Consider the following 21,775-nt stretch of genomic DNA (forward strand, 5'->3'; position numbering starts at 1 on the left):
GACCTGCACGGTCCCGTAGGCCGGGTAAGCGTAAGCGCCACCCGGCAAAGCGGCTTAAGGTTTCGCCACAAACCCAATCGCGTCGTACACCGCTTTCAGGGTTTCGGAGGCGCGCGCGCTGGCTTTTTCCGCGCCCTCTTTCATCACTTTTTGCAGGAAAGCTTCGTCGTTACGGTAACGGTGATAGCGCTCCTGCAAGTCGGTCAGCATGCCGGAAACGGCGTCTGCCACTTCGCCTTTCAGGTGGCCGTACATCTTGCCTTCAAAGTGTTTTTCCAGCTCAGGGATGCCCTGTCCGGTCACACCGGAGAGAATGTCCAGCAGGTTAGACACGCCCGCTTTGTTCTGCACGTCGTAGCGCACCACTGGCGGCTCGTCGGAGTCAGTCACCGCACGCTTGAGTTTTTTCACCACCGATTTCGGATCTTCCAGCAGGCCGATAACGTTGTTGCGGTTATCGTCAGACTTGGACATCTTTTTGGTCGGCTCCAGCAGCGACATCACGCGCGCGCCGGATTTCGGAATAAACGGCTCAGGCACTTTGAACACGTCACCGTAAAGCGCATTGAAGCGCTGGGCAATATCGCGGCTCAGCTCCAGGTGCTGCTTCTGGTCTTCACCCACCGGCACCTGGTTGGTCTGGTACAGCAGAATGTCGGCCGCCATCAGCACCGGATAGTCAAACAGACCGGCGTTGATGTTTTCAGAGTAGCGGGCAGACTTATCCTTGAACTGGGTCATGCGGCTCAGCTCGCCGAAATAGGTGTAGCAGTTCAGCGCCCAGCCCAGCTGCGCGTGCTCTGGCACGTGAGACTGAACGAAAATGGTGCTCTTCTCTGGATCGATACCGCACGCCAGGTACAGCGCCAGCGTATCAAGTGTTGCTTTGCGCAGCTTCTCGGGATCCTGACGCGCGGTGATAGCATGCAAATCCACGATGCAGTAAATGCAGTGGTAGTCATCCTGCATGCTCACCCACTGACGTAACGCACCCATGTAGTTACCAATGGTCAGTTCACCTGAAGGCTGTGCGCCACTAAAAACGATGGGCTTAGTCATTATTCAATTCCTGATGTTCACTGTGCGAGAGCCCGAGTGCGGGCAACAAATCTTTGAAGTGGTCGAACACAACGTCCGGCTCACTCAGCGTAATGGCTTCACCGTAGTTGTAGCCGTAGGTCAACCCAACCGACGGGCAACCTGCCGCTCTGGCAGCCAGAATATCATTGCGGGAATCCCCGACAAAGAGCAGCTCCGCAGGCGCTAAGGATAATTTTCCTGCCACCAGCAATAGCGGTTCCGGATGCGGCTTTTTATTCTGCACGTCATCGCCGCCCACAATTACGGAGAAGTATTTCGCGATATCCAGCGCTTCCAGCAGAGGCGCAACGAACGGTGTCGGCTTGTTAGTCACCAGTCCCAGCGGGATGCCTTTGGCATGTAGCGCGCTCAGCGTTTCAGCGACATCCGGGAACAGGAAGCTACCCTCTTCGACGGTCTCTTCGTAGAAACGGTCGAACAGTTTGCGCAGAATACGCTGCTGCTCATCCTGGGGAATATCCGCGTGGTCAACACTCGGTTTACCTTGCGCGGAACGCTGAGAGGCACGCTCCTGACGAGCCCAGGACAGCGCGCGCTCCATCAGCACGTCTGCACCGTTACCAATCCACGTCACCACGCGCTCTTCGCCTGCAACGGGGAGTTCAAGGGCATACAGCGCCTGATCGACGGCGCGGGTTAATCCTGGCGCGCTGTCGACCAGCGTGCCGTCGAGGTCAAATGCTACACCCCGAATAGCCTGCAATTTATCCATGACTTACCTTCGCCAGTTCACGGCGCATTTCATCAATGACTTTTTTGTAATCCGGTTGATCGAAGATGGCGGAGCCTGCAACGAACATATCCGCCCCTGCCGCCGCAATCTCACCGATATTATTGACCTTCACGCCGCCGTCCACTTCCAGACGAATATCATAGCCAGACTCATCGATACGGCGGCGCACTTCACGCAGTTTGTCGAGGGTCTGAGGGATAAATGACTGACCACCAAAGCCTGGGTTGACGGACATCAGCAGGATCACGTCCAGCTTGTCCATCACGTAGTCGAGATAGCTCAGCGGGGTCGCCGGGTTAAAGACCAGTCCCGCCTTACAGCCGTTCTCTTTGATCAGCTGTAGCGTGCGGTCAACATGTTCGGAGGCTTCCGGGTGGAAAGTGATGATGCTGGCACCCGCCGCGGCGAAATCAGGCACGATGCGGTCAACCGGTTTCACCATCAGATGCACGTCAATGGGCGCGGTGATCCCGTAGTTACGCAGTGCTTTAAGCACCATCGGACCGATGGTCAGGTTGGGAACGTAGTGGTTATCCATAACGTCGAAATGGACGACATCCGCGCCAGCCGCGAGAGCTTTGGCAGTGTCTTCACCCAGGCGGGCAAAATCGGCCGACAGAATTGAGGGGGCAATCAAAAACTGTTTCATCCGCATCTCCTTGAAATGTGTTTACCGGCGGGCAAAGGCTCAGGGTCGATAAAGCGCCAGAAGTTCGTCCACCTTTTTACGTGTGCCGCCGTTGCTGCTAATGCTACGCCGCACCTTGACCTGAAAATGCTTCGCGGCTTTGTACCATTCGCGCGTATCAGGGGTATCGTGATTCGAAATTAACACCGGAATTCTTTTGCTGACCAGCTTTTCCGCCATCTCCGCCAGACGCGCCTGCTCGGCAGGGCTGAAGCTGTTGGTGTGATAAGCGGTAAAATTCGCCGTCGCAGAGAGCGGGGCGTAAGGCGGGTCGCAGTAGACGACCGAGTTTACGCCAGCCAGCTCCATGCACTCCTCATAGGAGAGACAGTGGAATTCTGCATTCTGCGCTTTTTCAGCAAAGTGGTACAACTCATCCTGCGGGAAGTAAGGGCGCTTGTAGCGACCAAACGGCACGTTAAATTCACCGCGCAGATTATACCGGCACAGGCCGTTGTAGCCATGGCGATTGAGATAAAGAAACAACAGCGCGCGACGGAACGGATCCTGGCTTTGATTAAACTCAGCGCGGAACTGATAGTAGACGTCCGGGTTGTTGTTCTCTGGAGTAAACAGCTTCCGCGCCTCTTCCACATACTCATCGGTACGCAGTTTGACGATGTTATAGAGGCTGATAAGGTCGCTGTTGATATCCGCCAGGATATAACGAGAAAAATCGGTATTCAGGAACACCGATCCAGCACCCACGAAGGGCTCGATAAGACACTCGCCTTTCGGCAGGTGCTTTTTAATATCGTCGAGCAGGGGGTATTTCCCCCCTGCCCATTTCAGAAAAGCGCGATTTTTTTTCATGCTGACTAACTGATTACACCTTCTCCGGCTGTGGAGAAAGCTCCGACAGCATCCTGCGCTTTAAACATTACTTCAGATCGGCCTGCACCTGATGAATCGGCTTCGCCCACGGGTTTTTCGCCTGCACGTCGGCTGGCAGCGTGGAAACGGCACGTTTTGCTTCATCTTTGGAAGCATAAATACCACTCACCAGCACATACCACGGTTGACCGTTACGGGTCGTCTGATAAACCACGTAGTTTTTCAGATTCGATTTCTTCGCCCAGGCGTTGAGGTTGTCATAGTTAGACGAACTGCTCAGCTGAAGGGTGTAGTTGCTGGAAGAGGCCGACTGCAAAGAACCCACGTTGCCCGTCGTTTTACCTGATGCAGCGCCCGTTTTGGCTGCGGGAGCCGCAGGTGTTGTTGCAGAAGGTGTTGTTGCAGCAGGCGCGGTTGTGGTCGCCGTTGCTTTCGGTGCAGTGGTTGCCGCAGGCGTTGGCGCTTTAACCGGCTGGCTCACCGCAGGTTTTGTCTGCGCTGGCGCTTTCGTTTCTGGCGCTTTTGCCACGGTTTGCGGTTTCGTCTCACGCTTCGGCTCAATCACAGCCTGCTTACGCTCCTGGCGTGGCGCAGTCTGCGTCTGGCGCGGTTTGGTTTCCGTTGTCGCCGTTTGCTGCTGGGCATTGCTGCCATGAACTGGCGCAACGGTGGCTGGTTCAGTTGGCAGCGTGGAGTTCACCACGGCAGCGTTAACCTGCTCCTGATTCTGCGGCTGCATCAGCGCATTGTTCAGATCGCCCTGAACTTCAACACGCTGCTGACCTTCAGGCGTCGCAGGCGCCTGGCCCTGAGTCGGGGTCGCAGAGACAGGCGGCAGAGAGATATCCTGGCCAGCGCTGGTGTTACCTGCGGTCTGCTCTGCGGAAGTGGTGCCCGGCGCAGGCTGAGCGCCATTCGCCTGGTTGCTCGCATCGTTACCAGACAGGTCAATGCTCTTCTCGGCAGACGCCGTCTGCTCGGTAGAATTGGTAGAAGGTGCTTTTAGCGCGGACCCAATGCCGACAATCAGCAAGACCAGCACCAGAACGCCAAGGCCCATCATGATGTACTGACGGGAGGCCGGTTTTGCCGCTACCGCTTTTTTACGTTTGCGCGGACGACGTTCAACAGGCTGTTCATCCATTAACTCTTCTTCGGATTCATACTCCTCGTCTTCTCGCTCATTTCGCGCGTTACGGCTACGCGAAGGGCGACGATCGTCTGCATCCAGTTCGACATCGTCAAAATTGATCTGCGGCTCGTTATCACGTTCTGAAGATTGACGAGAACGACCAGTACGACGATCGCTGGGATCGGGTTTCAGCTCGTCTTCTGGTTTGAATTCATCCATTTAACACCCCACTCAAAGGCTTCTGCCAACGACTCTGCATTTACCTGAAGCTAAAACGACCACCTGTTACAGCGGTCTGACCTTTCTAGTTGTTACGCCTGCTGACAATCAGCAATAGCGCCAAGTACGACTTCGTGCGGCACTCCGCCGCGCACTTCACTTTTCCCTATTGCAAGCGGGAGTACCAGACGCATCTCACCTGCCAATACTTTTTTATCGCGCATCATGTGGGGAAGGTACGCCTGCGCAGACATTTCCTGCGGACCACTCACCGGCAAGCCAGCACGTTTAAGCAACGCGATGATACGTGCTGTCTCTTCCGGCCTGAACTGCCCCAGACGTTCAGAGGCTCGCGCCGCCATAAGCATTCCGGCAGCGACAGCTTCACCGTGAAGCCAGTTACCGTAGCCCATTTCGGCTTCGATCGCATGACCAAACGTATGCCCCAGATTCAGTAAAGCACGTAAGCCGGTTTCACGCTCATCTGCGGCAACGACTTCTGCTTTCAGCTCACAACAACGGCGAATACAGTAGGCCATTGCCTGCCCGTCGAGGCGCAGCAGCGCATCCATATTCTCTTCCAGCCAGGTGAAGAATTCCCCGTCAAGAATAATGCCGTATTTGATCACTTCTGCAAGGCCGGACGCCAGTTCGCGCGCTGGCAAGGTTTTCAGACAGTCGAGATCCACCACCACCGAGGCAGGCTGGTAGAACGCGCCAATCATGTTTTTGCCGAGCGGATGGTTAACCGCCGTTTTACCGCCCACAGAAGAATCGACCTGTGAGAGCAACGTGGTTGGAATTTGAATAAAGCGCACGCCGCGCTGATAGCTGGCGGCTGCAAAACCGGTCAGATCGCCCACAACGCCGCCGCCCAGGGCAAGCAGTGTTGTATCACGACCGTGCGGTTTTTGCAGAAGTGCGGTAAAGACGGTATCCAGTACCGTCAGGCTTTTGTACTGCTCGCCATCGGGCAGAATCACACTGTCGACCTTCACGCCCGCCTGCTCAAGCAGGTGACGTACACGGTCGAGATAAAGCGGAGCCAGCGTCTCGTTGGTGACCAGCATCGCCTGATCACCCGCTTTCAGTGGTAAGAAGGAAGCTGGGTCGTTAAACAAACCAGCCGCGATGGTGATAGGGTAACTACGTTCCCCGAGAGTAACTGTAATCCTCTCCATGACGCGACATCCACCTTAAATGCTTTTACCCGCAGGCGAGTGTATATAAAGCCAGAATCAGTTGCTTTCCAGCATATGAATAATCTGGTTTGCAACCACTTTAGCGCTTTGATCGTCAGTACGAATGGTCACATCAGCAATCTCTTCGTACAGAGGATTGCGTTCATCGGCCAAAGCTTCCAGAACTTCACGTGGCGGTGTTTCAACCTGCAACAACGGGCGCTTTTTATCACGCTGCGTGCGTGCCAGCTGTTTTTCGATGGTCGTCTCAAGATAGACCACTACGCCACGGGCGGAGAGACGGTTGCGGGTTTCGCGAGATTTTACAGAGCCGCCGCCAGTTGCCAGCACAATGCCCTGTTTTTCCGTGAGTTCGTTGATCACTTTTTCTTCTCGGTCACGGAAACCTTCTTCGCCTTCTACGTCGAAGACCCAGCCCACATCCGCTCCGGTTCGTTTCTCAATCTCTTGATCAGAATCGTAAAATTCCATATTGAGTTGTTGAGCTAACTGACGCCCAATAGTGCTTTTGCCGGCACCCATAGGCCCAACCAGAAAGATATTGCGTTTCTCTGCCATTTTTTCGGTACTACTAAGACTATTCGTTAATGGTAATCCCCGCTGCGCAGACACCCGGCGTAGCAGGACATGAACTGAAACCTCATTTGCAATAGAGCGAGAGTCAGACGAAAAATTATCTCAATACTCCGGCTTGTTTGGCAACTGATTAAATCACCGTTCCCGGCGCATAAGGAAATAAGACGTAAGTCCAACTCAAATCGGTACTCCTTGTATGCTAATTCATGCCCCACGTCAAACATCTGCAACAAACTGAATGCAAAATCATTGCGGGGATCGTTACCCATTACTGAATACTGACCAGACGTGGCGTGATAAACACCACTAACTCGCGCCGTTCATTATCTTTTCCGTCATGGCGGAACAGCTGACCCAGCCAGGGAATGTTGCCCAGCACGGGCACGCTGTCGCGTCCGGTTTTATTCTTTTGCGAAAAGATCCCGCCCAGCGCGAGCGTTTCCCCACTTTTTACCTCTACCTGCGTTTCGATCTCCTGCTTATCGATCGCCAGCGTTTCGCCGTCTGCCTGTTGCAGCACCTGGCCGGGCATATTTTCACTGATATGCAGTTTCAGGCGCACGCGACCACCCGGCAGGACCACCGGCGTGACCTCCATGCCTAATACCGCTTCTTTAAATTCAACGGATGTCGCCCCGCTTTCGCCGCTGGAAACCTGATACGGGATTTCGCTGCCCTGCTTGATGCTGGCCGGCTGCATGTGCGACGCCAGCAGCCGCGGGCTGGCGATGATATCCACCTGCTGCTTTTGCTCAAGCGCCGACAACTCAAGATCCAGCATCCTGCCGTTGATGCGCCCGATGTTAAACCCTGCGTGGGTGGTTGCACTGGCCACCGACAGGTCCGCCCCCAGCGTCGTGACCTGACCCACCTTACCGGCCTCCGTTGCGTCAGCGAGGTTCCATTTCACCCCCAGTTCACGCAGGCTTTTTTCACTGATGGTCACAATCTGCGCTGCCAGTTCCACCTGCTCGACGGGCAGATCCATCTGCACAGCCCAGCGCTGGAGCATATCCACCACCGTCTGGTTATCCCTGACCAGGAAACGGTTGGTGCGCTTGTCGACGGAGAGACTGCCTTTCGGGCTTAAGAGCTTTTCTGCCGCTTTTTGCAATTCGGCTGCATCCGCATAAGCAAACGGAATGCTGTGAGAGTGCAGCGGGGCGTCAAGCAGACGCTGGGCCCGCTCCTGCTCTTTACGCGTCTGTTGCTCCCGTTGCCAGGCCGCCGTATGCACATAAAAAATGCCGCCCTCTTCCCGCAATACCAGCCCGGCGCTGTTCACTACTGTCTGAAGCGCCTGTCTCCAGGGCACCCGCGTTAAATTCAGCGAAAGCGAACCGCTGACATCCGGCGACACCACCAGATTGCGATCCTCCTGCGCCACCAGCGCCTGTAATATCTGCACCACCGGGACATCATCCACCAGCAGGGTGACCGGTTTTGGCGTCGCGGCCCACAGGGGCTGGCTGAGTGCCGCCAGTAACAGCCCTATCCTTATCTTCACTTTTTTTCGTTCCTTCTCGTTGCCATGTCCATCGCTTCGGCTCGCACATGTCGCCGACATCAACGGTCAGTTGTAGTTTATCTATCGCGCTCACCCGCCAGCCTGTCGGTAACCGCACCTGCGTTTTTACCCGGTGCCAGCGTTTCTGCCCGTCCTGCATAAGGCCGATATCCCTGCTGCCGCTGACTACCCCCTGATACCGCCACTGGCTGAGCTGCCCGGCTGCGCAACGCTCTTCCGGTACAGAGAAGGGATCCCGCATCCCGGTCAGGAAAAGCGGAGAAAGCAGGATCAGCAAACGGGCTTTACTGCGCATGACCGATCTCCAGTTGCAGGCTGAGGCGTAACTGTTTGCCCTGTGGGATGATGGAAAACGCGCTCACCCGCACGTTCTCAAGCGCCAGCCGGGAAAAGAGCGCCGGAACCTCGCCCCAGGAGGCATCCAGCGCCAGCTCTCCCCCACTCTGCTGCGGCTTCCAGTACACCAGCCTTGCGCCCTCACGCTGAAATGCCAGGGGAGAAAAGGGCCGCGAGGGCGTCACTTGCGTAACCACCACTCGCCGTCCGGCCTCTGACCACAGCGAGGCGTTGATTCGCTTCGCACTGATGGCCTGCGCCTGAATATCGGCGTAACGCAGAGCAGCGGGCCTGAGCAGCAGTCCCCAAATTGCCAACGCAACAAGCCCCGACGCAATCAACCAGCAAAGGACGCGCCGGGAGGGACGTGCATCAGTCCAGCGTTGATACCAGATACCCACGGGCTACCTCCGGCTATGCAGTTGAAAAGAGAACATCCATCGTCCCTGGCTATCCTGTTGCAGTTCGCCTGCCGGTCCGGGGTTAAATCCCGTCACCCTTTTCAGCGCATCGGTCATGGCGGAGAGCGCTGGCAGTGAAGTGGTATAGCCGGTCAGGGTCAGCGAGGGTGGCTGATAACGCAGCGCCGTCAGCCACGCCTGCCGGGGCATTGCGCTGGCAAGGGACTCCAGCGCAGGTTGCCAGGCCGGATCGGACGGCGGCGAAGGGGTTTTCAGCTCCGCTGACTGCGGCTGACGGGCTTTCAATACCTTCTGCACCGCACGTGTCCCCGCCAGTTCGCTCTGCAACCCCTGTAACGCGAGAGACTGCGTCGCCCGTAGGCTGATACCTCCCGCCAGCATCACCAGCAATGAGCCAGCAAACAGCAGCCCCCAGAAACGCAGGCGCTGATTACGTTGCTGCCGACGCCAGGGTAAAAGATTGGGTATGCTCATTACGGCACCTCGCTCATGGCCAGCGCCAGGGCGACGGTGTAATCAGCACCGCATTCCGGCAGCGGCGGCTGGCACAGCGTCACCGCTTCCCAGGGATCGCGGGCAGCATCAAACACGGCGATATCAGAAGGAGAAAGCGCAAGCAGCGCCGCCAGTTCATTCACCGTCGCCGCTTCTGTGGTGTAGCGCCGCCCCCACTGGTGACGCATCGCCCATAGCCACTGGTGTTGATCTCTCCAGGCGACGCACCGGGCGGGGGCAACAGCAGAGAGAAGATTAGCCAGCGCGCCGGCATCCGGGGCGATTGCTGCCAGACGCAAACGCAGCGCGTTCGCCAGCGTCAACAGGGTATCGACCTCTCTGTTTTGCGCTGCGGTAACCTGAAAAGTGTTGCTGAACGTATCCTGCGCGTAGTCAAAGCAGAGCGTATCGGCGGGCATCTCCAGCTCACGCGCTAATGCGGCGCCTACCCAGGTGAGCTGTTCGCTGTCACGCAAGGTAACGGATGGACGGGGCAACGCGCGTTGCAGAACGCGCGTCGCCGGAAATGAGAGAAATACCCGATGCGAGTGCGGCAATGTTTTCCGCCAGCCACGTAATGCGTTAACCAGCTGTTCTGGCTTAAGTATTTTGCCTTCCCCGATAACGCCGTCCGACAGCGGTACCGCCCACCAGCGCCGTAAACGCCAACCGGCCCGCTCTCTGGTCAGCGCTACCGCAACCACCTTATCCTGTTGAATATGAACGCCTGTTTGCCACGTTTTAAAAGCCATGCTTCACGATCTCCTTATCGCCCGTCGGAGTGACGGCTATATCAATGAATCAGGCTTGCCTTTATACTACCGCGCGATTGTTTAGAAACTGCCCAGGCTAAACCAAATGGGAAATCTCCGGTGAAGTTCGTAAAGTATTTATTGATCCTTGCAGTCTGTTGCATTCTGCTGGGAGCAGGCTCGATTATTGGTTTGTACAAATATGTCGAGCCGCAACTCCCTGATGTCGCCACGCTTCGTGATGTGCGGCTTCAGATCCCTATGCAGGTCTATAGCGCCGATGGTGAACTGATGGCGCAATACGGCGAGAAACGTCGTATCCCTCTGACCTTAAATCAAATTCCACCCGTGATGGTGAAGGCTTTTATCGCCACCGAGGACAGCCGTTTTTACGAGCACCACGGTGTCGATCCGGTCGGTATTTTCCGTGCGGCAAGCGTGGCGCTGTTCTCCGGTCATGCCTCTCAGGGGGCAAGTACCATTACCCAGCAGCTGGCGCGTAACTTCTTCCTCAGCCCGGAAAAGACGCTGATGCGTAAGATCAAAGAGGTGTTCCTCGCGATCCGCATTGAGCAACTGCTGAGCAAAGACGAGATCCTTGAGCTTTACCTCAACAAGATCTATCTGGGCTACCGCGCCTATGGCGTAGGGGCTGCGGCTCAGGTCTATTTTGGTAAGCCGATCGATCAGCTCACGCTGAGCGAAATGGCGACCATTGCCGGCCTGCCAAAAGCGCCATCCACGTTTAACCCGCTCTACTCGCTGGACCGCGCCACCGCGCGCCGTAACGTGGTGCTGTCGCGTATGTTGAGCGAAGGCTATATCAGCCAGTCTGAGTACGATAAGGCGCGCAGCGACGTTATTGACGCCAATTACCATGCGCCGGAAATCGCCTTCTCTGCACCGTATCTTACTGAAATGGTTCGCCAGGAGATGGTGAGTCGCTACGGTGATAAAGCGTATGAAGATGGTTATCGCGTCTATACCACCGTGACCCGCAAGGTGCAGCAGGCTGCCCAGCAGGCGGTGCGTAATAACGTGATGGATTACGATATGCGTCACGGCTATCGCGGCCCGTCCAACGTGCTGTGGAAAGTGGGTGAAGGCGCATGGGACAGTAAAAAAATCACGGATTCCCTGAAAGCGCTGCCGACCTATGGCCCGCTGCGTCCGGCGGTCGTCACCCAGGCCGATCCACAGGAAGCAGTGGCGATGATGGCCGATGGCACATCCGTTTCGCTGCGCATGGAGGGTGTCCGCTGGGCGCGTCCATACCGTTCTGACACCCTTCAGGGGCCTACGCCACGTAAAGTGACCGATGTCGTACAAACCGGACAACAAATCTGGGTGCGTCAGGTCGGCGATGCCTGGTGGCTGGCGCAGGTGCCGGACGTAAACTCTGCGCTGGTCTCCATCAATCCGCAGAACGGCGCCGTGATGGCGCTGGTTGGCGGGTTCGATTTCAACCAGAGCAAATTTAACCGCGCGACCCAGGCGCTGCGTCAGGTTGGTTCGAACATCAAACCGTTCCTGTATACCGCGGCGATGGATAAGGGGCTGACTCTCGCCAGCATTCTCAACGACGTGCCAATTTCCCGCTGGGATGCCGGTGCGGGCTCTGACTGGCAGCCGAAGAACTCTCCGGCGCAATACGCTGGCCCTATCCGTCTGCGCCAGGGCCTTGGCCAGTCGAAGAACGTGGTCATGGTTCGCGCGATGCGTGCGATGGGCGTGGATTATGCGGCAGAGTATCTGCAACGCTTTGGCTTCCCGGCGCAAAACATCGTTCATACTGAATCTCTGGCGCTCGGCTCCGCGTCCTTTACGCCGCTCCAGGTTGCGCGTGGCTATTCGGTGATGGCGAACGGCGGCTTCCTGGTCGATCCGTATTTCATCAGCAAAATCGAGAACGATCAGGGCGGCGTACTGTTTGAAGCGAAACCGAAAATTGCCTGCCCTGAATGCGATATTCCGGTGATTTACGGCGACACGCCAAAATCCAATGTCCTGGAAAACAAGGATATGGAAGATGTGGCGATCTCTCAGGAACGTCAGAATCTGGCGGTGCCGCAGCCCCAGCTGGAACAGGCCAATCAGGCGCTGGTCGCCCAGAGTGGCGCGCAGGAGTATGCCCCGCACGTGATCAGCACGCCGCTGTCGTTCCTGATTAAGAGCGCACTGAACACCAACATCTTTGGTGAACCGGGCTGGCAAGGCACCGGCTGGCGAGCGGGCCGCGATTTGCAGCGCCACGACATCGGCGGCAAAACCGGGACAACCAACAGTTCAAAAGATGCCTGGTTCTCAGGTTATGGTCCTGGCGTTGTCACCTCCGTCTGGATTGGTTTTGACGATCACCGCCGCGATCTGGGGCGCACGACCGCCTCTGGCGCGATTAAAGATCAGATTTCCGGTTACGAAGGCGGTGCGAAGAGTGCGCAACCTGCCTGGGATGCTTACATGAAAGCCGTTCTCGAGGGCGTACCAGAGCAGCCGCTAACGCCTCCGCCGGGTGTGGTGACGGTGAATATTGACCGCAGCACCGGACAGCTCGCGAATGGCGGTAACAGCCGTGCCGAGTATTTCATCGAGGGTACGCAGCCAACCACGCAGGCAGTGCATGAGGTGGGTACGGAATTGATTGATAACGGCGAAACGCACGAGCTGTTCTGACGCCAACAAAAAAGCCGGGTGGCGACTACGCCTGACCCGGCCTACAACATCAATGCAAAACGGCAACCTTCGGTTGCCGTTTTTAATGGTGGCGCTACAAACGTCCCTGTCCCTTCAGCCACTCCCGCACCAGGAACAGTGCGCTCACGTTGCGCGCCTCGTTAAAGTCAGGATCTTCCAGCAAATCCATCAGATGAGCCAGCGGCCAGCGAACCTGCGGTAGCGGTTCCGGCTCGTCTCCTTCCAGCGATTCAGGATAGAGATCTTCCGCGACAACGATGTTCATTTTGCTGGAGAAATAGGACGGTGCCATGCTCAGCTTTTTCAGGAACGTCAGCTCTTTCGCGCCAAAACCGACCTCTTCTTTCAGCTCCCGGTTTGCCGCTTCAAACACCGTTTCGCCCGGGTCGATCAGTCCTTTGGAGAAGCCCAGCTCGTAGGATTCTGTGCCCACGGCGTATTCACGAATGAGGATCAGGTGCTCGTCGACGATGGGCACAATCATCACCGCTTCACGCGAGGAGGGGCGCATACGCTCATAAACACGACGCACACCGTTGCTGAACTCCAGATCCACGCTTTCGACATTAAACAGACGCGATTTCGCGACGGTTTCAACATTCAGAATGGTGGGCTTTTGTAAGGGTTTGGTCATCTTGACGGGTCTTTGCTGGGTGAACTGGCTTTATTGTGCGATACGCCGCACGGTTTCGGCAATGTCAATTGCTCTTTATTTACATTTATGCAACGTAACTGTAGGCGATTCTCATTTCAAAACAAATGTCAAGAGGTTGAAATGTTTCCAGGAATTTGCTGATATCGCGCCGGAACAGGCTTTGTTATCATTACCGGTCACTGGGATGCGCGTCAACATGCTCAAGTTAGACTCCATACTTGCCGATAGCCGACCACAGAATCTCATTCATTGTACAAAAGGTGCGACTGACAACACCTGTAAGAAGATAAGTAAGATGGGGAAAGCATGAGCACCATTTTGATTTTTCTCGCTGCTGTGCTGGCCTGCGCGTCGATTGCGGTGTGGGTATTCAGGCGCCGCGTACATCGCCGTTATCGGCTGCCCTTTTTGAACGCGTTCGCCGGGGCAAACACGCGCAAGCTTTCGCCAGAGGAACGCAGCACCGTTGAGCAGTATCTCGACACGCTGAACCGATCCCGGCTTTCGCCTGGCCCTACCGGTGCCAGCGCCGCCCCCGTATCGCTCAACCTGAACGCCCAAAGTGACACCGTTCTGTGCGTAACGCGCTCCATTACCCGCTACGGTATTACAACCGACGATCCCAACAAGTGGCGTTACTATCTCGACTCTGTTGAAGTGCACCTGCCTCCCTTCTGGGAGCAGTATATTAACGACGAAAACAGCGTCGAGCTCATCCATACCGATACGCTGCCGCTGGTTATCTCCCTCAATGGTCATACTCTGAGCGAATATGTTCAGGAAGCGCCACGCTTTGCGCTGGAACGCGCAAGCGGAACGCAGGCCTCTATTCGCGGTGAAGAGACTGAGCAGATCGAACTGCTGAACATCCGCCAGGAGACGCATGAAGAGTACGTCCTGAGCCGCCCGGATGGCATTCGCGAAGCGGTGCTGATTGTCGCCTCGTTCCTGCTCTTTTTCATCTGCCTGCTGACGCCGGACGTGTTTGTTCCGTGGCTCGCGGGTGGCGCAGTACTGCTTCTGGCCGCCGGGCTGTGGGGCATATTTGCTCCGCCGGCAAAAACGTCATTACGCGAAATTCACTGCCTGCGCGGAACCCCAAAACGCTGGGGACTGTTCGGTGAGAACGATCAGGAACATATCAACAATATCTCGCTCGGGATCATCGATCTTATCTATCCGCGCCACTGGCAGCCGTGGATTGCGCAGGACCTTGGCCACAAAACGGATATTGATATCTATCTCGACCGCCACGTTGTACGCCAGGGGCGCTACTTATCCCTGCACGACGAAGTGAAAAACTTCCCGCTTCAGCACTGGCTCCGCAGCGCGGTGATTGCCGGTGGCGCCGCGTTAATCTTCGTCATGCTGCTGCTCTTCGTGCCGCTGGATATGCCGATTAAATTTACCCTGTCGTGGATCAAAGGGGCGCAAACTGTGGAAGCCACCAGCGTACAGCAGCTCGAAGAAGCGGGTGTACGCGTGGGAGATACGTTGCGCCTCAAAGGCACCGGGATGTGTAATATCCACACGCCGGGCGCCTGGAACACGCGCCAGAACTCGCCGTTCGCGCCGTTCGACTGCTCTCAGATCATCTGGAATGACGCCTCTCCGCTGCCGCTGCCGGAATCGGATGTGGTCAACAAGGCCACTGCGCTCACCCAGACGATTAATCGCCAGTTCCATCCAAAACCGGATGATGATTCTCGCGTCAGCCCTGCCCTGCGTTCGGCTATTCAGAAGTCGGGCATGGTACTGCTGGATGACTTTGGCGAAATCGTCCTGAAAACAGAGGATCTCTGTTCCGCCCAGGATGACTGTATCCGGCTCAAGAACGCGCTGGTCAACCTCGGCAACAGCAAAGACTGGGACGCGCTGGTGAAACGCGCCGAAGCGGGACGCCTGGACGGTGTGAACGTGCTTCTGCGTCCGGTCAGCGCCGAGTCGCTGGATAACCTGGTGGCGACCTCTACCGCCCCCTTCGTGATGCGTGAAACCACCCGTGCCGCCCAGGCGCTTAACAGCCCGGCGCCTGGCGGTTTTGTGATTGCCAGCGATGAAGGCAGCGACCTGGTGGATCAACCTTATCCGCAGGTTTCGCTCTATGACTATCCTGCCCAGGAGCAGTGGAGCGAATTCCAGCGTCTGGCGCAGATGCTGATGCAGACGCCATTCAGCGCGGAAGGGATCGTCACCACCCTCTTTACCGACGCCAACGGCACGCGTCATATTGGCCTGCACCGTATGCCGGATAGCGCTGGCCTGTGGCGCTATATAGGGACATCCCTGCTGCTGATTGCAATGCTGGCGTGCATTGTCTGGAACGGTTATCAGGCCGTACGCCGCTATCAGCGTTCCCGCACGCGGCTGGCAGAAATCCAGGCCTACTACGAAAATTGCCTTAACCCGAAACTGATCTCCTCTTCCGAGAGCCTGATCGGATAACGTCCCTGCGCGACAAGTTGTGCTACCCTGTCGCGCACGTTTCTTCTGGCTGGAGTTCCCCCTTATGCATCTTAATATCGACTGGCAGGCGGTCGATACCGTCCTGCTTGATATGGACGGCACGCTGCTTGATCTCGCCTTTGATAACTATTTCTGGCAAAAGCTGGTCCCGGAAACATACGGTGAACAGCAGGGGATCTCCCCGGCGGAAGCGCAGGAATTCATTCGTTCGCAATATAGCGCGGTGCAGCATACGCTAAACTGGTACTGTCTTGACTACTGGAGCGAGCGACTCGGTTTGGATATTTGTGCCATGACCACCGCCCAGGGCGCACGCGCTGTACTGCGCGACGATACGGTCCCGTTCCTGGATGCGCTGAAAGCCTGCGGTAAGCGCCGCATTTTGCTGACGAATGCGCATCCCCATAACCTGGCCGTGAAGCTGGAACATACCGGTCTTGCTTCACACCTTGATTTATTGCTTTCCACCCACACATTTGGTTATCCGAAAGAGGATCAGCGGTTGTGGCATGCCGTGGTGGAAGAGACCGGTTTACAGCCGGAACGCACGCTGTTTATTGACGACAGCGAGCCGATTCTGGATTCTGCGGCCGCTTTTGGCATTCGCTATTGTCTGGGCGTGACCAATCCGGATTCCGGCCTGGCTGAAAAAAGCTATCTGCGACATCCGGGGCTGAACGACTATCGCCGGATGATCCCCTCACTCACCGTGAAGGAGACGCCATGAAAGAAAAACCCGCTGATGGGGTAAGACTGGATAAATGGCTGTGGGCCGCCCGTTTTTACAAAACGCGCGCCCTTGCCCGTGAAATGGTTGATGGCGGAAAGGTGCATTACAACGGTCAGCGCAGCAAACCGAGCAAGCTGGTTGAACTGAATGCCACGCTAACGCTTCGCCAGGGCAACGATGAGAAAACGGTGGTGGTGAAAGCCATTACCGAGCAGCGGCGGCCCGCAACCGAAGCCGTTTTGCTGTATGAAGAGACGGCCGAAAGCATAGAGAAGCGCGAGAAAACCGCGCTGGCGCGCAAGATGAATGCGCTGACCATGCCTCACCCGGACCGGCGACCGGATAAAAAAGAGCGCCGCGATCTGATGAAATTTAAACACGGTGAGAGCGAGTAACCCTCACCTGCACGAGAGATGAAAATGGCCCAACACGACCAATTACACCGCTATCTGTTTGAACAATTCGCCGTGCGCGGCGAGCTGGTCACCGTATCCGAAACCTGGAAACAGATTCTGGAAAACCACAACTACCCGCTGCCGGTGAAAACCCTGTTGGGCGAACTGCTGGTTGCCACCAGCCTGCTGACCGCCACGCTGAAGTTCGCTGGCGATATTACCGTTCAGTTGCAGGGTGATGGCCCGATGTCGCTGGCGGTGATCAACGGCAATAACCAGCAGCAGATGCGCGGCGTGGCGCGCGTTCAGGGCGATATCCCTGAAAATGCGGATCTGAAAACGCTGGTCGGAAATGGCTATCTGGTTATCACGATCTCGCCTGAAGAGGGTGAGCGCTATCAGGGCGTTGTCGGTCTGGAAGGCGACACGCTGGCCGCCTGCCTGGAAGATTACTTCATGCGTTCCGAACAGCTGCCAACCCGCCTGTTCATCCGCACCGGTGAAGTGGATGGTCAGCCTGCTGCCGGTGGTATGCTGCTTCAGGTTCTGCCTGCGCAGGATGCGCAGACCAATGATTTCGAGCATCTGGCAACGCTGACGGAAACCATCAAAGCGGAAGAGCTGTTCACCCTGTCGGCGACCGACGTGCTGTGGCGTCTGTACCACGAAGAAGAAGTGACGGTTTACGATCCGCAGGATGTGGAATTTAAGTGCACCTGCTCTCGCGAGCGTTGTGCTGGCGCCCTGAAAACGCTGCCGGATGAAGAGATCGACAGCATCATGGCGGAAGACGGTGAGATCGATATGCACTGTGATTACTGCGGTACGCACTACGTGTTCAATTCCATGGATATCGCGGAGATCCGCAATAACGCCTCTCCGGCGGACCCGCAGGTTCACTAAGCTCTGAGCCTGTTGCCCGGCGGCGCTATGCTTGCACGGGCCTACAATGAATTGTGCAATTTTTTGATATGATTGCTAATTGTAGGCCGGGTAAGCGTAGCGCCACCCGGCAAGAAAAAGCACTAACGCCACTGCGCATTATTGTAACTGTCGTAGCTCATATCGACACGCTCCCCAAAAATCTCAATATCCGCCCAGGGCTTCACGACAGATTTCACTTTCCTCTGCCTTAATGCGCGGTCAAGTTCTTCTCTGGTCAACGCCTCCGGCATTTTCCACGCGTCCCCGGCGATCCTCCAGCCCGTGTTGGTTTGTGTGTAAGCCACGATCGTGCGATCGGTAAATTGAAATAGCACGGCTTCCGGCTTGCCGTCACTGTTAAGATCCAGCGGCATGAGTAAACAGTTACTCTGGGCGCTATCGCAGCTCTCAAAGCGATACTGATTGCTGAGCATGGCTTGCCACAATGCCTTATCAGGACGAGCCATTCCCGGTGCGAGCTGGATCTGTTTTTCCAGCATCGCGGCGGTCATCTTACCTGCTTCGCCAGCGTTCCCGGAGAGAAGACCATTTATTTCACGCTGGCGTTTTGGGTTTGAGATAAACTGTGGATCGTTTTGCAGCATTTGCATCGCCTCTCGCCCCTTTCGTCCGGTATTGCTGAGCATATACAGGCTTACCTGGTCTGCGTTTATTCTGCCATCCTGATAACGCGCCATATGGCTTTCAACGCTGATACGCCAGGGATCAAGCACCGGTGTATGGACCAACACCAGGAAAATCAGCGCCAGTAATCCGGTAGCCGGAGTGATATGAGCCTGGAGCCTTTGCGGATCCCGACGGTAAAAAAGTACGCTAAGACAGAATCCTACCGTCCAGACCAGCGCCACTATCGTAATCAGCACACCGTACAGACGCTCCGGTGACCAGCCATACTGTGCGATGCGCAGCCAGAGCGCCCAGCCTGCCAGGACGGGATACGCAGGAGCGATAATCACGGCAAGATGAATCATTCCTCGCAGGGGAGAGAAGTAAGGCAGCTTTTGACGTTGTGGGTGCCATACGACAGTCACCAGCAATAACAGCAACAGCGCCAGCGTCGTCAGTAAGCCCGCAGCCGAGATCCGTGCTGAAACAGCCTCTAAGCCAACGAAGGGCAATATGCCTATAAAGAGCAGCGCCAGCGCAGCCATCAGTGGAAGCAAACCTGTCGCGATAAGCGTAAGGAGATTTTGCAATGCCAGAATCAGCCGAACCTGCATACGCGCAAGTACTGCCGCGCTGGCTGAAACCACACCAATCGCCACTGAAATAAACCAGTCAGAATTAAAGAAAAGCCGATCAAAAAAAGAGATGCCAATGAGTTTAAAAAGCTCAGCCCAGAGGAAAAGCACCAGCCAGAACAGCCCATTCGAGACAAAAACAAGAAGAAATGTCAGCGCGTTATGCCAGTTTTTATCGTTGAAATCGCGGTAGAAAGCGTCCGTCGGTGCGGTCTCAAGGCGTCGCTGAAGCCATGGCAACAGGAGAAGCGTCATCAGGAGCAGATGAAAACCGAAAAGGAGCACCGCATTTCTGGTATCCCAGTTGTCCAGCCCCGCAACGTTCCACTTAAGCCAGCCGCCCATCCCCGCGACTGCCGCGCCAATCATCCCGAGTGACAGCCACAAAAATGGCTTTCTGAATGACGTCATGGCAAGCGACAACGTGGTTGTCATTACCACGGTGGCAGGTACTACACACATCAGCCACAGCGTATCCGATGGCAATTTTGCGTACTCGATATACCACGTGATTACATAGCAAATTACGCCCTGTAAAGCCCCCGCCAGCACGACGGCTACGCGCGTTGAAGGGGATAACGTCTCACGGTTTTCCATTTCTCATCCCTTGTTCATGAAAAATCTATTGTCTCATCAAAGCAAAACTCTGGCCCCCACCTCAAACTCTGAAAATAGCTGACCCAAGAGACCTGAATCGTTTTCCCAATGTAACCCTTACGTAATTTTCTTACATGTATGCGATTACATTCACATTCTTCTGGATAAATTCACCAGAGATTAACCTTTTAAGAACATTTTCCCCATCCAAAAAGCGATTCCTGCGATAATCTGCCCGCCCTGTGACTGGAGTCGCAGCGTTTTCCGTTAGTAAGGGTTTTGACCAGATACGTAAATCTATGAGCCCCGTCGCGGTTAACATCCCCAGAAAAACCCTACAATTTCAGGCAGTACATATTGGCTAAGGAGCAGTGATATGCGTGTTAATGGTTTAACCCCGCAAGATCTCAAGGCTTATGGTATTCACGACGTCCAGGAAGTGGTCTACAACCCCGATTACGATACGCTGTATCAGGAAGAGCTCAATCCGGCACTGGAAGGATACGAGCGCGGTGTGTTGACGAACCTTGGTGCTATCGCCGTCGATACGGGTATTTTTACCGGTCGTTCGCCGAAAGATAAGTATATCGTCCGAGACGACACCACCCGCGATACGCTGTGGTGGGCTGATAAGGGCAAAGGGAAGAACGATAACAAACCGCTCTCCCCGGAAACCTGGCAGCATCTGAAAGGACTTGTCACCCATCAGCTTTCCGGCAAGCGTCTGTTTATTATTGATGCGTTCTGCGGCGCTAACGCCGACACCCGTCTCTCCGTACGGTTCATTACTGAAGTGGCCTGGCAGGCGCATTTCGTGAAGAATATGTTCATTCGTCCGACCGATGAAGAACTGCAAGACTTCACCCCTGACTTTATCGTGATGAACGGCGCGAAATGCACCAACCCGCAGTGGAAAGAGCAGGGTCTGAACTCCGAAAACTTTATCGCCTTCAACCTGACCGAGCGTATCCAGCTGATCGGCGGTACCTGGTACGGCGGCGAAATGAAGAAAGGGATGTTCTCAGTCATGAACTACCTGCTGCCGCTGCGCGGTATCGCCTCCATGCACTGCTCGGCGAACGTCGGGGAAAAAGGCGATGTAGCAGTGTTCTTCGGCCTTTCCGGCACCGGTAAAACAACGCTGTCCACCGATCCAAAACGTCGTCTGATTGGCGACGATGAACACGGCTGGGATGATGACGGCGTGTTTAACTTTGAAGGCGGCTGCTACGCGAAGACCATTCGCCTGTCGGAAGAGGCAGAGCCGGATATCTACCACGCGATTCGCCGCGATGCGCTGCTGGAAAACGTCACCGTGCGTGCCGATGGTTCTATCGACTTCGACGATGCCTCGAAAACGGAAAACACCCGCGTCTCTTACCCGATCTACCACATCGAGAACATCGTCAAGCCGGTATCGAAGGCGGGTCATGCCACGAAGGTGATTTTCCTGACCGCGGATGCGTTCGGCGTGCTGCCACCGGTTTCCCGCCTGACCGCCAGCCAGACGCAGTACCATTTCCTCTCCGGCTTTACCGCTAAACTGGCGGGTACCGAGCGCGGTGTGACCGAGCCAACCCCAACCTTCTCCGCTTGCTTCGGCGCGGCGTTCCTGTCGCTGCACCCAACGCAGTATGCGGAAGTGCTGGTGAAACGCATGCAGGCATCCGGCGCCCAGGCGTACCTGGTGAACACCGGCTGGAACGGTACGGGCAAACGTATCTCCATCAAAGATACACGTGCCATCATCGACGCGATTCTGGATGGTTCGCTGGATAACGCTGAGACCTTTACGCTGCCGATGTTCGATCTGGCGATCCCAACAGCGCTGCCGGGCGTGGATACGCGTATCCTGGATCCGCGTAACACCTACGGTTCACCGGAACAGTGGCGTGAGAAGGCTGAATCGCTGGCGAAACTGTTTATCGAAAACTTCGAGAAGTATACCGACACCCCGGCCGGTGCTGCGCTGGTGAGTGCGGGACCAAGGTAAAAGCAAAAAGGCAACGAAAGTTGCCTTTTTTAATGTTTTCT

The 21,775-nt window shown here is 55.9% G+C and carries 20 protein-coding genes; 6 read left to right on the plus strand and 14 right to left on the minus strand.

The window, feature by feature from the left end:
• Positions 1–54: 54 nt before the first annotated feature.
• The 12 genes from trpS to pilM all read right to left on the minus strand — a co-directional run bounded on the left by trpS (position 55) and on the right by pilM (position 10,018).
• On the minus strand, positions 55–1,059 hold the full coding sequence (trpS, locus tag IMQ56_RS05680) for a tryptophan--tRNA ligase (protein WP_196063581.1): 1,005 nt from the start codon (positions 1,057–1,059) through the stop codon (positions 55–57).
• Positions 1,052–1,813 carry a phosphoglycolate phosphatase gene (gene gph / locus IMQ56_RS05685; RefSeq protein WP_015571431.1) on the minus strand — a complete coding sequence of 254 codons (762 nt, stop codon included), beginning with the start codon at positions 1,811–1,813 and terminating at the stop codon, positions 1,052–1,054. Before gph ends, trpS begins: the two co-directional genes overlap by 8 nt.
• Entirely contained in the window at positions 1,806–2,483 is a 678-nt protein-coding gene (gene rpe, locus IMQ56_RS05690; RefSeq protein WP_003861634.1) for a ribulose-phosphate 3-epimerase, read from the minus strand. Before rpe ends, gph begins: the two co-directional genes overlap by 8 nt.
• Positions 2,484–2,522: 39 nt before the next feature.
• Positions 2,523–3,335, minus strand: coding sequence for an adenine-specific DNA-methyltransferase (gene dam / locus IMQ56_RS05695; protein ID WP_033488054.1), 813 nt, complete (start codon positions 3,333–3,335; stop codon positions 2,523–2,525).
• 67 nt (positions 3,336–3,402) lie between these two features.
• A complete protein-coding gene (gene damX / locus IMQ56_RS05700; protein WP_017693869.1) occupies positions 3,403–4,707 on the minus strand; it encodes a cell division protein DamX in 1,305 nt (434 codons plus the stop codon).
• A 92-nt stretch (positions 4,708–4,799) separates the two neighbouring features.
• Positions 4,800–5,888, minus strand: a complete 1,089-nt coding sequence (gene aroB, locus IMQ56_RS05705) for a 3-dehydroquinate synthase (protein ID WP_196063582.1) — start codon at positions 5,886–5,888, stop codon at positions 4,800–4,802.
• A gap of 57 nt (positions 5,889–5,945) precedes the next feature.
• Entirely contained in the window at positions 5,946–6,467 is a 522-nt protein-coding gene (gene aroK, locus IMQ56_RS05710; RefSeq protein ID WP_003861630.1) for a shikimate kinase AroK, read from the minus strand.
• 286 nt (positions 6,468–6,753) lie between these two features.
• On the minus strand, positions 6,754–7,992 hold the full coding sequence (gene hofQ / locus IMQ56_RS05715; protein WP_023295533.1) for a DNA uptake porin HofQ: 1,239 nt from the start codon (positions 7,990–7,992) through the stop codon (positions 6,754–6,756).
• A complete protein-coding gene (locus IMQ56_RS05720; RefSeq protein ID WP_045341820.1) occupies positions 7,904–8,308 on the minus strand; it encodes a HofP DNA utilization family protein in 405 nt (134 codons plus the stop codon). Before IMQ56_RS05720 ends, hofQ begins: the two co-directional genes overlap by 89 nt.
• Positions 8,298–8,666: a DNA utilization protein HofO gene (locus IMQ56_RS05725; RefSeq protein ID WP_230326202.1), complete on the minus strand. Its 369-nt coding sequence runs from the start codon at positions 8,664–8,666 to the stop codon at positions 8,298–8,300. Before IMQ56_RS05725 ends, IMQ56_RS05720 begins: the two co-directional genes overlap by 11 nt.
• Before the next feature lie 87 nt (positions 8,667–8,753).
• Complete coding sequence (locus IMQ56_RS05730) at positions 8,754–9,245, minus strand: PilN domain-containing protein (RefSeq protein WP_196063584.1); 492 nt, start codon at positions 9,243–9,245, stop codon at positions 8,754–8,756.
• Positions 9,245–10,018, minus strand: coding sequence for a pilus assembly protein PilM (gene pilM / locus IMQ56_RS05735; RefSeq protein WP_196063585.1), 774 nt, complete (start codon positions 10,016–10,018; stop codon positions 9,245–9,247). Before pilM ends, IMQ56_RS05730 begins: the two co-directional genes overlap by 1 nt.
• 120 nt (positions 10,019–10,138) lie before the next feature.
• Between pilM and mrcA the strand changes: the two genes are divergently transcribed.
• Complete coding sequence (gene mrcA / locus IMQ56_RS05740) at positions 10,139–12,691, plus strand: peptidoglycan glycosyltransferase/peptidoglycan DD-transpeptidase MrcA (protein WP_017693864.1); 2,553 nt, start codon at positions 10,139–10,141, stop codon at positions 12,689–12,691.
• A gap of 94 nt (positions 12,692–12,785) precedes the next feature.
• On the opposite strand, the gene nudE is transcribed toward mrcA, so the two are convergent.
• Positions 12,786–13,346, minus strand: coding sequence for an ADP compounds hydrolase NudE (gene nudE / locus IMQ56_RS05745; protein ID WP_003861622.1), 561 nt, complete (start codon positions 13,344–13,346; stop codon positions 12,786–12,788).
• Positions 13,347–13,673: 327 nt separating this feature from the next.
• Between nudE and IMQ56_RS05750 the strand changes: the two genes are divergently transcribed.
• The 4 genes from IMQ56_RS05750 (at position 13,674) to hslO (ending at position 17,861) form a co-directional block, all read left to right on the plus strand.
• Positions 13,674–15,812 carry an intracellular growth attenuator family protein gene (locus IMQ56_RS05750; protein WP_196063586.1) on the plus strand — a complete coding sequence of 713 codons (2,139 nt, stop codon included), beginning with the start codon at positions 13,674–13,676 and terminating at the stop codon, positions 15,810–15,812.
• 64 nt (positions 15,813–15,876) lie between these two features.
• Complete coding sequence (yrfG, locus tag IMQ56_RS05755) at positions 15,877–16,560, plus strand: GMP/IMP nucleotidase (protein WP_000550486.1); 684 nt, start codon at positions 15,877–15,879, stop codon at positions 16,558–16,560.
• Positions 16,557–16,958: a ribosome-associated heat shock protein Hsp15 gene (gene hslR, locus IMQ56_RS05760; RefSeq protein ID WP_017693863.1), complete on the plus strand. Its 402-nt coding sequence runs from the start codon at positions 16,557–16,559 to the stop codon at positions 16,956–16,958. Before yrfG ends, hslR begins: the two co-directional genes overlap by 4 nt.
• Before the next feature lie 24 nt (positions 16,959–16,982).
• The gene (gene hslO, locus IMQ56_RS05765; protein WP_023304550.1) at positions 16,983–17,861 is read left to right on the plus strand and encodes an Hsp33 family molecular chaperone HslO; all 879 of its coding nucleotides are present in this window, start codon (positions 16,983–16,985) and stop codon (positions 17,859–17,861) included.
• Between the two features lie 122 nt (positions 17,862–17,983).
• Here hslO and IMQ56_RS05770 read toward each other — a convergent pair whose 3' ends face one another.
• A complete protein-coding gene (locus IMQ56_RS05770) occupies positions 17,984–19,741 on the minus strand; it encodes a DUF4153 domain-containing protein (protein WP_196063587.1) in 1,758 nt (585 codons plus the stop codon).
• A gap of 376 nt (positions 19,742–20,117) precedes the next feature.
• On the opposite strand from IMQ56_RS05770, the gene pckA reads away from it, so the two are divergent.
• Positions 20,118–21,734, plus strand: a complete 1,617-nt coding sequence (gene pckA / locus IMQ56_RS05775) for a phosphoenolpyruvate carboxykinase (ATP) (protein ID WP_015571439.1) — start codon at positions 20,118–20,120, stop codon at positions 21,732–21,734.
• Positions 21,735–21,775 lie beyond the last annotated feature (41 nt).

The sequence above is a fragment of the Enterobacter sp. Res13-Sevr-PEC09-46 genome (assembly GCF_015672585.1).
Taxonomy (GTDB): Bacteria; Pseudomonadota; Gammaproteobacteria; order Enterobacterales; family Enterobacteriaceae; genus Enterobacter; species Enterobacter hormaechei_C.

Coding starts and splice junctions, on each gene's coding strand:
- trpS (WP_196063581.1), bottom strand. CDS start 1,059: ATGACTAAGCCCATCGTTTTTAGTGGCGCACAGCCTTCAGGTGAACTG.
- gph (WP_015571431.1), bottom strand. CDS start 1,813: ATGGATAAATTGCAGGCTATTCGGGGTGTAGCATTTGACCTCGACGGC.
- rpe (WP_003861634.1), bottom strand. CDS start 2,483: ATGAAACAGTTTTTGATTGCCCCCTCAATTCTGTCGGCCGATTTTGCC.
- dam (WP_033488054.1), bottom strand. CDS start 3,335: ATGAAAAAAAATCGCGCTTTTCTGAAATGGGCAGGGGGGAAATACCCC.
- damX (WP_017693869.1), bottom strand. CDS start 4,707: ATGGATGAATTCAAACCAGAAGACGAGCTGAAACCCGATCCCAGCGAT.
- aroB (WP_196063582.1), bottom strand. CDS start 5,888: ATGGAGAGGATTACAGTTACTCTCGGGGAACGTAGTTACCCTATCACC.
- aroK (WP_003861630.1), bottom strand. CDS start 6,467: ATGGCAGAGAAACGCAATATCTTTCTGGTTGGGCCTATGGGTGCCGGC.
- IMQ56_RS05720 (WP_045341820.1), bottom strand. CDS start 8,308: ATGCGCAGTAAAGCCCGTTTGCTGATCCTGCTTTCTCCGCTTTTCCTG.
- IMQ56_RS05730 (WP_196063584.1), bottom strand. CDS start 9,245: ATGAGCATACCCAATCTTTTACCCTGGCGTCGGCAGCAACGTAATCAG.
- pilM (WP_196063585.1), bottom strand. CDS start 10,018: ATGGCTTTTAAAACGTGGCAAACAGGCGTTCATATTCAACAGGATAAG.
- nudE (WP_003861622.1), bottom strand. CDS start 13,346: ATGACCAAACCCTTACAAAAGCCCACCATTCTGAATGTTGAAACCGTC.
- IMQ56_RS05750 (WP_196063586.1), top strand. CDS start 13,674: ATGAGCACCATTTTGATTTTTCTCGCTGCTGTGCTGGCCTGCGCGTCG.
- yrfG (WP_000550486.1), top strand. CDS start 15,877: ATGCATCTTAATATCGACTGGCAGGCGGTCGATACCGTCCTGCTTGAT.
- hslR (WP_017693863.1), top strand. CDS start 16,557: ATGAAAGAAAAACCCGCTGATGGGGTAAGACTGGATAAATGGCTGTGG.
- hslO (WP_023304550.1), top strand. CDS start 16,983: ATGGCCCAACACGACCAATTACACCGCTATCTGTTTGAACAATTCGCC.
- IMQ56_RS05770 (WP_196063587.1), bottom strand. CDS start 19,741: ATGGAAAACCGTGAGACGTTATCCCCTTCAACGCGCGTAGCCGTCGTG.
- pckA (WP_015571439.1), top strand. CDS start 20,118: ATGCGTGTTAATGGTTTAACCCCGCAAGATCTCAAGGCTTATGGTATT.